At 40.1% G+C, this 12,946-nt stretch carries 15 protein-coding genes; all 15 read left to right on the forward strand.

Going from position 1 to position 12,946, the window contains the following annotated elements:
- Positions 1 to 20 precede the first annotated feature (20 nt).
- Positions 21 to 2,165: a chemotaxis protein CheA gene (locus G585_RS0106875; RefSeq protein ID WP_022773917.1), complete on the forward strand. Its 2,145-nt coding sequence runs from the start codon at positions 21 to 23 to the stop codon at positions 2,163 to 2,165.
- A 33-nt stretch (positions 2,166 to 2,198) separates the two neighbouring features.
- A complete protein-coding gene (locus G585_RS0106880; protein WP_022773918.1) occupies positions 2,199 to 2,693 on the forward strand; it encodes a chemotaxis protein CheW in 495 nt (164 codons plus the stop codon).
- 13 nt (positions 2,694 to 2,706) lie between these two features.
- Complete coding sequence (locus tag G585_RS0106885) at positions 2,707 to 3,339, forward strand: chemotaxis protein CheC (RefSeq protein WP_022773920.1); 633 nt, start codon at positions 2,707 to 2,709, stop codon at positions 3,337 to 3,339.
- 14 nt (positions 3,340 to 3,353) lie between these two features.
- Positions 3,354 to 3,839, forward strand: a complete 486-nt coding sequence (locus tag G585_RS0106890; protein WP_022773922.1) for a chemotaxis protein CheD — start codon at positions 3,354 to 3,356, stop codon at positions 3,837 to 3,839.
- Positions 3,836 to 4,183 carry a hypothetical protein gene (locus G585_RS0106895; protein WP_022773923.1) on the forward strand — a complete coding sequence of 116 codons (348 nt, stop codon included), beginning with the start codon at positions 3,836 to 3,838 and terminating at the stop codon, positions 4,181 to 4,183. Before G585_RS0106890 ends, G585_RS0106895 begins: the two co-directional genes overlap by 4 nt.
- A 26-nt stretch (positions 4,184 to 4,209) precedes the next feature.
- Positions 4,210 to 4,983, forward strand: a complete 774-nt coding sequence (locus tag G585_RS0106900) for a FliA/WhiG family RNA polymerase sigma factor (protein WP_022773925.1) — start codon at positions 4,210 to 4,212, stop codon at positions 4,981 to 4,983.
- Between the two features lie 12 nt (positions 4,984 to 4,995).
- Positions 4,996 to 6,573, forward strand: a complete 1,578-nt coding sequence (locus G585_RS0106905) for a DUF342 domain-containing protein (RefSeq protein ID WP_022773926.1) — start codon at positions 4,996 to 4,998, stop codon at positions 6,571 to 6,573.
- 30 nt (positions 6,574 to 6,603) lie between these two features.
- On the forward strand, positions 6,604 to 6,990 hold the full coding sequence (locus G585_RS0106910) for a hypothetical protein (protein ID WP_022773927.1): 387 nt from the start codon (positions 6,604 to 6,606) through the stop codon (positions 6,988 to 6,990).
- Between the two features lie 66 nt (positions 6,991 to 7,056).
- Positions 7,057 to 8,040: a DUF6115 domain-containing protein gene (locus tag G585_RS0106915; RefSeq protein ID WP_022773929.1), complete on the forward strand. Its 984-nt coding sequence runs from the start codon at positions 7,057 to 7,059 to the stop codon at positions 8,038 to 8,040.
- 13 nt (positions 8,041 to 8,053) lie between these two features.
- Complete coding sequence (locus tag G585_RS0106920) at positions 8,054 to 8,821, forward strand: hypothetical protein (protein ID WP_022773930.1); 768 nt, start codon at positions 8,054 to 8,056, stop codon at positions 8,819 to 8,821.
- 283 nt (positions 8,822 to 9,104) lie between these two features.
- Positions 9,105 to 9,854: a 30S ribosomal protein S2 gene (rpsB, locus tag G585_RS0106925; protein WP_022773931.1), complete on the forward strand. Its 750-nt coding sequence runs from the start codon at positions 9,105 to 9,107 to the stop codon at positions 9,852 to 9,854.
- Positions 9,855 to 9,937: 83 nt separating this feature from the next.
- Positions 9,938 to 10,891, forward strand: coding sequence for a translation elongation factor Ts (gene tsf / locus G585_RS0106930; protein WP_022773933.1), 954 nt, complete (start codon positions 9,938 to 9,940; stop codon positions 10,889 to 10,891).
- Positions 10,892 to 11,071: 180 nt separating this feature from the next.
- The gene (gene minC / locus G585_RS17475; protein WP_022773934.1) at positions 11,072 to 11,827 is read left to right on the forward strand and encodes a septum site-determining protein MinC; all 756 of its coding nucleotides are present in this window, start codon (positions 11,072 to 11,074) and stop codon (positions 11,825 to 11,827) included.
- 16 nt (positions 11,828 to 11,843) lie between these two features.
- Positions 11,844 to 12,623, forward strand: coding sequence for a septum site-determining protein MinD (minD, locus tag G585_RS0106940; RefSeq protein ID WP_022773935.1), 780 nt, complete (start codon positions 11,844 to 11,846; stop codon positions 12,621 to 12,623).
- Between the two features lie 18 nt (positions 12,624 to 12,641).
- Positions 12,642 to 12,920 (forward strand): cell division topological specificity factor MinE, encoded by a 279-nt coding sequence (gene minE, locus G585_RS0106945; RefSeq protein WP_022773937.1) that lies wholly within the window; start codon positions 12,642 to 12,644, stop codon positions 12,918 to 12,920.
- Positions 12,921 to 12,946 lie beyond the last annotated feature (26 nt).

A 12,946-nucleotide genomic window follows, 5' to 3' on the forward strand; every position in this document is an offset into this window, starting at 1 on the left:
AATATGGAGGTAAAATTGTTATGGATGTTTCCCAGTATCTAAGTGTCTTTCTCGATGAAGCAAAGGAGCACCTTCAGTCACTTAATGATAACATTATGACTCTTGAGCAGGATCCTGAGAACGAAGATTGCATTAATGAGATCTTCCGTTCTGCACATTCTATGAAGGGTATGGCAGGAACTATGGGCTATACCAGAATGCAGAATCTTACTCATGATATGGAAGATGTTTTCTCTGATGTTCGTGGCGGCAAGATTAAGATCAAATCTGCCGACATTGATGTTCTCCTTCAGTGCCTTGACGCTATTCAGGGATATGTTGATAATATCACCGAGAATCAGGACGAAGGTACTGATGAACATCAGAATATCATTAAAGCTCTCGCAGATATCAGAAATGGTGGTGGCGGCGGAGGCGCAGCACCTGCTGCAGCTGCTGCGCCTGCAGAAAGTGCACCTGCAGCTGAAGCTTCTGCAGCACCTGCTGATGGACCTGCTGATGGAGCTGACGGTTCTTCGGATTACAGGGCAATTCGCCTTGATCCATCTGTTAAATCCACATTAGAAGAAGCAAAAAGCCAGGGTAAGAAGATCTATGGCGTTACAGTACATATCCAGGAATCCTGTATCCTTAAAGCTGCAAGAGGTTTTCTTGTATTTAAGGGACTGGAAGAAATTGGTGAGATTGCTGTTTCTGAGCCTAATACCCAGGATATTGAAGATGAAAAATTTGATTTTTCTTTCAGCCTGATCCTTATTACTGATGAATCAAAAGAAAAGGTTGAAGAAATTGTAAAGGCTGTTTCTGAGGTTGAAACCTGTGAGTGTGGCGAGTATGACCCGAGCGGTGCAAAGCCTGCTGAAGAAAAGGCAGAAGCAGCACCTGCAGCAGAAGCTTCTGCAGCTAGTAAGCCAGCAGAAAGTAAACCTGCAGCACCTGCAGAAAATAAACCTGCAGCAGCTGGAGCTGGCGGCGCCGGTGCCGGTGGCAAGAAGCCTGTCGGCAAACCTGTTGTTAATAGAACAGTTCGTGTTGATATTGAAAAGCTGGATGTTCTGATGAATCTTGTGAGTGAGCTGATCATTGCCAAGAACTCACTTATATCAGCAGCAAATACATCAGGAGTCAGCAACGGAAATGTAAATGAGCAGATCGAATACCTTGAGAGTGTAACCACAAACCTTCATGAATCAGTCATGAAAGTTCGAATGGTTCCTATTGAGAGTGTTCTTCAGAAATTCCCTCGTATGATCAGAGATCTTAATAAGACTCTTGGCAAGAAGATGGAACTTACAATGACTGGTGAAGACACTGAAATGGATCGTACTGTTGTAGATGAGATCGGTGATCCTCTGATGCATCTTATCAGAAACAGTGCAGACCATGGTATCGAATCTGCAGATCTTCGTGCACAGCGTGGTAAGCCTGAAGTTGGACAGATTTTCCTTCATGCATTCCAGGATGGTAACAGCGTTGTTATCGAAGTTGGTGATGATGGTAATGGTATTGATGCTGAGGCTGTAAAGAACAAGGCCATTGAAAAAGGAGTTGTTTCTCCTGATCAGGCAGCTCTTTTAACTGAGAAACAGTGCGTAGAGCTCTTGTTCCATCCAGGCTTCTCAACAGCTAAGCAGGTATCTGAAATTTCAGGTAGAGGTGTAGGACTTGACGTTGTTAAGTCAAAAGTTGAATCCCTTTCAGGTGAAGTAACTGTTAAGACAAAACTTGGAGAAGGATCAACATGGGTTATCAGACTTCCTCTTACACTTGCTATTATCCAGGCTCTCATGGTTATCATCGGTGAAGAAAAGTACGCTATTCCTCTTGATTCAATTCAGAGTATTGAAGATGTTTCACCTTCTGATATCAAGTTTGTAGAGAATAAGGAAGTTATCAATCTTCGCGGCAGCGTTCTTCCTCTTATCAGACTTAGTGAAGTTCTTGATACTGAATCCACAAAGGACCCAGAGGAGGATATGGTTGTTGTTATTGCCAGAAAGGGTGACCAGCTTGCAGGTCTTGTAATAGATGAACTCATGGGCCAGCAGGAAATCGTTATCAAGCCTCTTGGAAAGTACACCAACAAGTGCAAACTGATAAGTGGTGCTACAATCCTTGGCGATGGCGAGATTGCTCTTATCCTTGATACTAATTCTATTTTCTGATTTGAACCTTAAGTTTGGTAAAGGAGAATAAAGATGAACGAACTTAGAGATAATTCCGATGTAGGAGAACTTATCCAGTATATTGTTATCAAAATTGATGATGAGCAGTATGGCATCAATATCAAATTCATTGACAACATTGTTAGAATGCAGCAGATCACAAGAGTTCCACAGGTTGATGAGTACCTCAAGGGCGTTATCAATATCCGTGGTGAGATCGTTCCTGTAATGAGCGTTCGCATGAAGATGGGACTTGCTGAAGATGTGATAACAAATAAATCCAGAATCATTATCCTCAAGACTGATGCCGGCGACCTCGTAGGTATTATTGTTGATCAGGTTAATCAGGTTCTTACGATCGATTCCAATAATGTTGAGAAAGTCAGATATGATGACAAAAAGGCTAAATCAAATGCTTCATTTGTAAGTGGCGTTGGCCATTATGAAGGTGGTTTGGTTTCAATTCTCGACCTGGAAGCAGTTGTTTCAGATAAGGAAGCAAAGGAAAAAGCATCAAATGCCAGCTGATGGAGGATAACTAATGGGTGAAATGAGTTTGGATAATTTATCCAGCCAATACTTTGACGTATTAAAAGAGCTGGGTAATATTGGTGCAGGAAATGCCACAACGGCACTTGCACAGATGATAGGTACTAAGGTTGATATGTCTGTTCCTCAGGTAAGGCTACTTGATTTTAAGGATGTAGGAGACCTGATGGGCGGAGCTGAGAAGATCATGGCAGGTATTTACCTTGCTGTAGAAGGAGATATTGATGGAAGCATCATGTTCCTTCTTGGAAAGCAGGCTGCCAGACATCTTGTAGATAAACTTATGGGCACAGGGGCAAAGCCTGAAGAGGCCGATTTTGATGAGGTAGAAATGTCTGCCTTAAAAGAAGTAGGAAACATCATTACAGGATCATATCTTAACTCCCTGTCTATGATGACTAACCTAAAGCTTGTTCCGTCAATACCATATGTTGCAATTGATATGGCGGCTGCAATCCTCAGTGTTCCTGCTATTCAGTTTGGAATGATGGGCGACAAGATCCTTCTTATCGAGACACAGTTCTTTGATGAGCTGAAACTTAGCGGATATTTTATTCTTTTACCTGATATGGATGGTTACAGTAAGATTCTCTCTTCACTTGGAATGGGAGATGTTTCACTTTAACGAAGGGGCGACTTATGAGTCAAATAATAAAGGTTGGAATGGCCGATCTGAATATTTGTGTCAGCCCTGACGGAATTACGACATTAGGACTTGGGTCCTGTGTTGGAATTGCAATTAGGGATCCTGTAACCAAGATTGGCGGACTTGCACATGTTATGCTGCCGGATTCAACTGAGATAAAGAACAATTCTAATATTCCCAAATTTGCGGATACGGGAATTGAAGAACTGGTGAAACAGATCATAGCAAAGGGAGCCAATAAAACAAGGCTCGTTGCTAAGATTGCAGGCGGAGCGCAGATGTTTGCGTTTCAGTCTGCTTCCCAGGCCATGAGGGTCGGTGACAGAAATGTTGCAGCTTCTCTGAAAAAGTTAAAAGAGCTCAATATTCCGGTTCTTGCTCAGGACACAGGCGATTCATATGGAAGAACGGTCATTTTTTATCCTGAAAATGGTAACTATGTAATCAGAGCTGTTGGAAAACCAGAAAAGATTATATGAATACCGATAATGAAGATGAATTAAAAAAGTTTAATACTAAACTGATTACTCCGCTGATAGTGCTTTCAAGTACCGCTGTAATTGCAGTTTTTACGTACTTTAAGCACTATCCTGTGGGGGATTGGTTTGTGATTGTTTTCACCACTGTTGTTATATTTCTTGTGATAGGTCTTTTGACAGAAAAGATGATCACAAGATTTATTGAAATTAATTACGAGAAAGCTATGGCAGAAAAAGCCGAAGCAGAAAGGCTTGAAGAAGAATCAAGGGCAGCCATGGAAGCAGAAGCAAATGGTGGAAACGGCGAGGAAACAGATTCTTTGGAAATTAAAGACATTCTATAAAATAAAAGGATTTGGGGATCTGATGCATGGATGAGGCAGGCAGAAATAAGTTATGGACAGAATATAATAAGTCAAAATCTGCTGATATAAGAGAAAAGCTTATTCTGGAATATGCTCCTCTTGTTAAACTTGTTGCAGGAAGACTTAGTATGTATCTGGGCTTTAATGTTGAATATGATGATCTTGTGGGATATGGCATTTTTGGGCTTATTGATGCCATAGATAAATTTGATCTTATGAAGGATGTTAAGTTTGAGACTTACGCAAGCCTTCGTATTCGTGGTGCAATTCTTGACCAGATAAGAAAGATGGACTGGATTCCCAGAACGATCAGACAACGTCAGAAAAAGATCGATGCTGCAATCAGAGAAATCGAAAGGGATAGTGGCCATGTTGCCACTGATGCTGAAATAGCCGCTAAAATGGATATTTCAGAAGATGAATATCAGAACTGGCAGAATCAGATGAAGGTTACAGGCGTTGTATCCCTCAATGAATTTATGGATCAGGGGGCTGATATTACTGAAGATGCCAATAATCACAGCGCAGGCTTTGTTAAGCCTGAAGATGCTGTTGAAAAAGAAGAGCTCAAGAAGATGCTTGCTGAATCTTTAGAGCTTCTTACAGATAAAGAAAAGAAAGTTATCCTCCTTTATTACTATGAGGAGCTTACATTGAAGGAAATAAGTGAAGTCCTGGAGGTTTCAGAATCACGTGTTTCGCAGCTTCATACAAAGGCACTGCAGAAGATGAGAAACAAACTTGGTGATTATTTGGGGATAATAACAAGTTCCAGATGAGGATGGTTTAATATGAATGGTTATTTCCAGTTGGTAATTACTGATAATGGCACAGGAATCAGGGTTTTTCCTCCTACTAACGGAGATGAAGCTCTGGATGTGAATATTGTCCGTGATTACCTGGAAGATAGAAAAATTCAATATGATGTTGTTGTGTTAAATGAAGCTGTGACAAAAGCAGAGGATGACGTTGTCATTATTTCTGAAGCTAAGATTCTTCCGGAAAGAGAAGGCGTGAAGTTTGATGTTTCCAAGGATCATATGACTGTCACAGCTTATTTTTTTCCTCCTACAGAAGGCGCTGAGCTTTTGACGGAAAAAGAGATCATGGATACTCTTGCTTACAGAAAGTATTCATATGGGATTCAGACTGAAAATATACATAATTTCTTTGAACATAGAGAATACTGCAAGGAAATCCTTATCTGTCAGGGAAAGCCAGTCAAGCAGGGGCAAAACGCAAAAGTTGAATACCATTTTAATACCAATCTGCGTGCAAAACCTACTCTTAAAGAGGATGGAAGTGTAGATTATTTTAATCTCAATCTCATAAACAATGTAAATGAGGGAGATCTTTTAGCAACCCTCCATAAAGAAGTTTTGGGCGAGCCGGGCATAAATATCTATGGTGAAAATATAAAACCTGCTGCTGTTAAGACCACATTTATAAAATATGGCAAGAATACTGTTTTATCTGAAGATAAAATGACATTAAAGGCGGAAAAGTCAGGACATGTGACTTTAAAAGAGGGAAAGGTCACTGTTTCAGATGTCCTTACTCTTGAAAATGTTGATGTTGCAACAGGAAATATTGATTATGAGGGAAGCGTTGTCGTAAAGGGGGTTGTGTCATCTAATTTTTCTGTTAAAGCAGGTGGAAACATAGTTGTTAAGGGAATCGTTGAAGGCGCAACACTTGAGGCAGGCTCTGACATTATTTTAGAGTGCGGAGCAAAAGCAGGCGGAAATATAATTGCAGGCGGAAATGTAGTTACAAAGTTTATAGAAAATGCTACAATAACAGCAAAGGGAAGCATTACAAGTGAATGTATCCTGCATTCAAATGTTTCATCCGGAACAGAGGTTAATGTTACCGGTAAAAGAGGCTTTATTGCAGGCGGCAAGGTAATTGCTGCTGATAAAGTACAGGCCAAGATCCTGGGATCAGAAATGGGAGCCAATACCATAATAGATGTGGGCTCTGATCCGCAACTTAAATTAAGATTAAAAGAACTTCAGAAAAATATGGCTTTATCTCAGAAAAATATAGAAAGTATAAAGCCTACTATTGATGGATTTAGTAAGATGCTTAAGGCTGGAGCCAAGTTCTCACCGGAACAGGTTGCCAGTGTTAAAAAGCTGATAGATATGAATAAAACATTAACTGAAAGCATTGAAAATGATGCCGAGGAATATACTCAGTTGATGGAAAAGCTTCAGGAGGCCAAAGAGGCTGAAGTAATTGTAGAGGGGACTGCTTATCCCGGCACTACCGTGAACATTGGGGAATTGTCCATGATAGTAAAAAAGCCGGTTCAATATAGCAGATTTGTTGTAAAAGAAGGTGATGTAAGACTGGCGCCAATTTAGGGGAATTGGTTTTAATGGAGGAGAAAAGCTATGTCAATTAACCGAATTGATTTTGGGGTAATTGCTGCTTCCAATGAAGTCTCTCATGTAAAAGCGGCAGAAGATTCCCGCCCTCTTATGGACAGGCAGAATTTTCAGACTCAGTTTAATGAAGAAGTCGACAATCAAAAGAATTCTGTCAATCAAAAAGACGACGTAGGACAGGGTGAGATGCATTCCGATGCTCAGGACAAGGGCAGCAACGAGTACATGGGCGATGGCGGAAGAAACAGGAAGGGCTCAAAAGAGGAGAAAAATCCTATTCTTGAGAGGCAATTATCTGTTGAAAAAATGGAAAAGATGGCCGGTAATATGATGGACAGGAACGGAAAACCTGTTGATCTTAGGCTTTCTTCGGGTTTTGATTTGAAGATTTAATATTTCTATATTATAATAAAATATCGAATCAAAATTACTTTTTTATGGGGCATTTGGGCGGAGACAATGATTAGTATCACTGAGATTGTATTAATTGTGGCAGGTTTTGCCGCGATCATATTGGGGTATCTTCTTCCTGCGAGTAAGGATCTTGATGAAGAAGATAAATTGCTCATGGAGAGGGAGATTCGTGAGCTTGTTCGTCGTGAGGTCGAGGACCAAAAAGAGACTATTGAAACTATGGTTGATGATACCGTAGATCTTTCTTTAGATAGAACTGAGCGCGCAATGGAGCGCATTTCTAACGAAAAGCTTTCTGCTATCGGTGAATATTCTGACACCGTCATAAATGATATCCATAAAAATCATGATGAAGTAATGTTTATGTATGATATGCTTAATGACAAGCATAAAAATCTTACCAATGTTGTTTCAGAAGTTGCCAAAAAAACTGATGAGGCAAAACAGGCTGTTTTAGATGCAGAAGCCACAGCGCGTGATGCTGCTCAGAAGGCTGAATCTTTAAAGAGCATTCAGGATGCAGCTGTACCTGTTCCTGAAAAGAAAGTTCGGGCAATTCTTTTGGATGAGGAAAAAGATACACTCAGTGGTATTCAGATTCCTTATAAAGAAAAGATTGTTGTACCCGCTAAAGAACCGCAGATCCAGGAGGATGCTCCTATTGAAAGCGGCTATGTTGATGAGAGAAATATAAAAGAACTTAAGGAACTTGATGAGATACCGGCTCAGGTAATATCAAGGACGCAGGCATCAGGCCTTCACGTTATCGGAAATACAGGTAGCGAACAAACTGCTCCTAAGGAAATAGTCAGTGCAAAAGTTGTATCGATATCAGAAGCAAAGCCTGTTAATCCTGACAAAAACATGAAAGAGATCACAGCAGTTGATCCTGTTTCGCAGAATAAACAGATCATTGAAATGCATAAGGCTGGAAAGTCTAATATGGTCATTGCCAGGGAACTTGGCCTTGGAATAGGCGAAGTCAAGCTGGTCATCGACCTTTCAAATAAACACAGGAAAGTAAAATAAGGAAGTTTAGGGGATGAAATTAAAGTATTATCTTCGCGGTATCGGAATTGGTGTTATTCTTACTGCGATAATCATGGGATTTGCTCTGGGAGGCAGAAAGGCTACTATCAGTGACGCCCAGGTAATTGAGAGAGCAAAAGAGCTTGGCATGGCGGAAGGCGGCGTGCTTACAGGCGGAACAGGCGAGGTGGAAAACGATGGCGCGACACTTTCATCTTCATCCGGTGAAACATTGGATGAAGCAGGAAAAGAAATATTTGAAGAAGTCGACGAAACAGTCGCTCTCGCAAGTGAATCTGTTTCTACTCTGGCTAAAGAAGAGAAAGAAACAGAAGATAAGAAGAGCAAAGATACAGCAGATTCAGGCAACTCTTCTTCAGAAGCTTCGACATTAGTATCAAAGGAAAAAGAGGATTCATCTTTGGCGAATGCTTCTACAAAAGAAAATGTAGATGCATCGACAGTTGGAAAAAGTGAAACAAAAACCGAAGAGAGCACAGCTGCTACAAGTACAAATACAATTGTAAATGCTTCTTCTGAAGAAACTAACCTGACTGAGGCGGGTTCTATAAATACTGAACCCAAGACTGTTACAATTCCCGGTGGACTAGGCTCTGATGGAGTGGCACAGGTTTTATATAATGCAGGAGTTATAGATAATGCCTCTGCATTTAACAGATATCTTATAGATCAGGGAAAAGACAGAATAATAAGATCCGGAACAAAAGTGATTCCGGCAGGTGCAACATATGCCGAAATTGCGGTAATAATCACAAAATGATCATTAAATCCTGCTTTTACAAATAAAAGCAGGGTTTTTATTGCAAAAAAGTGTTGAATTATGGTTTTGTCTATGATAATATGATAAAGCTGTGTGAAAGGGGATATTATGCCTAATTGCACAGACTGTCTATTGGCAGTAACAAAAATATGCACGTATATTTAATTCCTGATATGGTGTCAGCAAAGTGCTGATCTGATCGGGAGCCGCCCTTCTGATAACGCGCGGATGGGAGCAACGGCCAAGAGTATACGGAAGATTTTAACCAAATGGAGGTAATAACATGAGCGTTGTATCAATGAAACAGTTACTTGAAGCAGGTGTTCACTTTGGACATCAGACAAGAAGATGGAACCCTAAAATGGCTCCTTACATCTTCACAGAGAGAAACGGAATCCACATCATCGATCTTCAGAAGTCAGTTGTAAAGGTAGATGAGGCTTATAAGGCTGTATTCGAAATTGCACAGCAGGGTGGAACAATCCTTTTCGTTGGAACAAAGAAGCAGGCACAGGACGCAGTTAAGACTGAGGCTGAGCGTTGCGGAATGTACTATGTTAACGAGAGATGGCTTGGTGGTATGCTCACAAACTTCAAGACAATCCAGAGCAGAATCGCTAGAATGAAAGCTATCGAGAAGATGCAGGAAGATGGAACATTTGATGTTCTTCCTAAGAAGGAAGTTGCTCAGCTTAAGAAAGAGCTCACAAAACTTCAGGCAAACCTTGGCGGAATCAGAGATATGAAGAGAATCCCTGATGCTATCTTCGTAGTAGATCCTAAGAAGGAAAGAATCTGCATTCAGGAAGCAGAGTCTCTTGGAATCACACTTATCGGTATCGGTGATACAAACTGTGATCCTGAAGAACTTGACTTCATCATTCCTGGTAACGATGATGCTATCAGAGCTGTTAAGCTTATTGTTGGCAAGATGGCTGATGCTGTTATCGAAGCTAATCAGGGCGCAGAGTCTGATGCAGCAGCTAACTATGATGCAGAAGAAGCTGTAGAGTCTGAGGAAGTTACAGAGTAATCAGTTTTTTGAATTAAAACGCAGTCAATCAATTCTGGTTGGCTGCGAATTTGAATAAATATAAAATATCGGAGGATAAATGAATGGCTATCACAGCAGCATTAGTTAAAGAGCTTCGTGAGTCAACTGGCGCAGGCATGATGGAATGCAAAAAGGCTCTTACAGAGACTAACGGAGATATGGACGCAGCAGTAGAATACCTTAGAAAGAACGGTATCATGAAGGCTGAGAAGAAAGCTAGCAGAATCGCAGCTGAAGGTCTTACAAGAATCGCTGTTAAGGATGACACAACAGCAGCAGTTGTTGAGGTTAACTCAGAGACTGACTTCGTTGCTCAGAACGATAAGTTCCAGGCATTTGTTGAGGCTGTTGCAACACAGGCTGTTAATTCAGATTCTAAGGATATGGAATCATTCCTTGCTGAGAAATGGAACCTTGATGAGTCTAAGACTGTAAATGATGCTCTTGTTGAGATCACAGCAGTTATCAGCGAGAAGCTTAGCATCAGACGTTTCGAGAAGGTTGTAGCTTCTAACGGTATCTTAGTTCCTTATGTTCACGGTAATGGTAGAATTTCTGTTATTGTTGAGGCTGAGACAGATGTTGTTAATGACGACATCAAAGAGGCTGTTAAGAATGTAGCTATGCAGGTTGCAGCTCTTAGCCCTAAGTATGTTGCTTCTGAAGATGTTTCAGAAGAGTACAGAAACCATGAGAAGGAAATCCTTCTTGCTCAGGCTATGAAAGAGAACGAGGAGCTTCCAGAAGGAAAGAGAAAGCCTCAGGAAATCATTGAGAAGATGCTTATCGGACGTCTTAACAAAGAGCTCAAAGAGATCTGCCTTAATGAGCAGGTTTATGTAAGAGCAGAAGACGGAAAGCAGACAGTTGGTCAGTACATTGCACAGGTTGCTAAGAACAACAACGCTAAGCTTTCTATCAAGAGATTTGTTCGTTTTGAGACAGGTGAAGGAATCGAGAAGAAGAACGAGAACTTCGCTGAAGAAGTTGCAAAGCAGGCAGCTGGTCTTAACTAATCTTTTATTCATTAAATAAAACATTATTGAGCTTGGTTTTAATTCTTATTAAGAAGGGAAACCAAGCTCTTTTTGTTGACTGTTTTTAGCGTTTTATAGACGTAAATTCGTACTTTGATTTTAAGAACAAATGTTTTATACTGTATAGGTATGAATTTTTGATAGATTGGTGGTGGAATTTTGAATCAGGCGGTTACAATAAAGGGCACTAAATCAGGGATAATACTGGTTCTCGATAATGAAACGCCATTTGAAGAGTTAAAGGTTGAGGCTGCAAAAAGGTTTGAAGAAGCATCTGGCTTTTTGGGTCACAACTCCATGGGGCTTATAGTCAGAGGACGTAAGCTTTCAGAAATAGAAGAAAAAGAAATAGTTGATATTATTACAGAACATTCACAATTAAAAATTGTTTGTGTTATAGATGAAGAGTCTGAAGAGGAAAGACTTTTTAAATCTGTTAATTCTAAAGATTCAGCATCATCTTTAAAAAGTGAAACGGCTGAGACAGCGGCTCCGGAGCAGATCATTCAGGATTATAATAACAATGCGCTTATCTACAATGGTAATCTTCGTTCAGGTCAGGATATATCCTGCGAGCAGAGCGTAGTAATACTTGGAGATGTAAAACCCGGCGCAAGCGTTGTGTCCTATGGCAGTATTTTTATCTTGGGAGAGCTCAGAGGAAACGCGTTTGCAGGTGCAGGCGGAGACAGAGGAGCTTTTGTAATGGCTCTTGATCTTAATCCATTGCAGGTCAGAATTGCTGATTCAATTGCTATTTCACCAGATGCTGAAAAGGGGCCTAAACTTAGACTTAAAAAGAAAAAACTACTTGCAAGTGCAGAAAACAATGAGCCTGAAGTAGCATATATTGAAAACGGACATATAGTTAAGTCTTTATATGGACCTGCTTTTTTAAGACAGTTAAACAAATAATATTTGGAGGAAAGATATGGGAGAAGTTATAGTAGTAACATCAGGTAAGGGTGGTGTTGGTAAAACAACCACTACTGCCAATATTGGTACAGGTTTAGCAAAACTTAATAAAAAGGTTGTTCTTATTGATACAGATATAGGACTTAGAAACCTTGACGTTGTAATGGGACTTGAGAACAGGATTGTTTATAATCTTGTAGATGTAATTGAAGGCAATTGCAAGCGCAATCAGGCTCTTATTAGAGACAAGAGATATGAGAATCTTTTCCTCTTACCTGCAGCTCAGACTAAGGATAAGACAAGCGTAACTCCTGAGCAGATGAAAAAGCTCACAGAAGAGCTTAAGGAAGAGTTTGATTATGTAATTCTTGATTGCCCTGCAGGAATTGAACAGGGATTCAAAAATGCTATAGCTGGAGCAGATAGAGCACTTGTTGTTACAACACCTGAAGTTTCAGCTGTAAGAGATGCAGATAGAATTATCGGTCTTTTAGAGGCTAATGAGATCAAGAAAACACATCTTATTGTTAACAGACTTCGTGCTGACATGGTTAAGCGTGGTGATATGATGTCTGCTGAGGATGTTATAGATATTCTTGCTGTAGACCTTATCGGCCAGGTTCCTGATGATGAGAATATCGTTGTAGCTACTAATAATGGTGAACCTCTTGTTGGAGATAACTCACTTGCTGGTCAGGCTTATATGAATATCTGCCGCAGAATAGGTGGAGAACAGGTACCATTTCTTGATTTGGATCCTAAGAAAGGAATTTTTTCTTGGTTTAAGAAAAAGTGATAGAGGGGGGCAATTTTTATGAAGATATCAGATATTTTCAAGAAAAAATCTTCAAGTGATGTTGCTAAGGATCGCCTTAAACTGGTTCTTGTTTCTGATCGTGCATCATGCTCACCAGAAATTCTTCAAAAAATCAGAAGCGATATCATAGAGGTACTTTCAAAATATGCAGAAATTGATATGGATGGAATAGATATCAATATTACAAATGTTGATACTGAAACAAATGATGGAAAAACTGTTCCGGCTTTATATGCTAATATTCCTATCAAGAATATGTCTCATAATATTAAGTGATATAAACCCCGGAAAACATAATTTTC

This window comes from Butyrivibrio sp. AE2015 (genome assembly GCF_000420825.1).
Classification (GTDB): Bacteria; Bacillota; Clostridia; order Lachnospirales; family Lachnospiraceae; genus Butyrivibrio.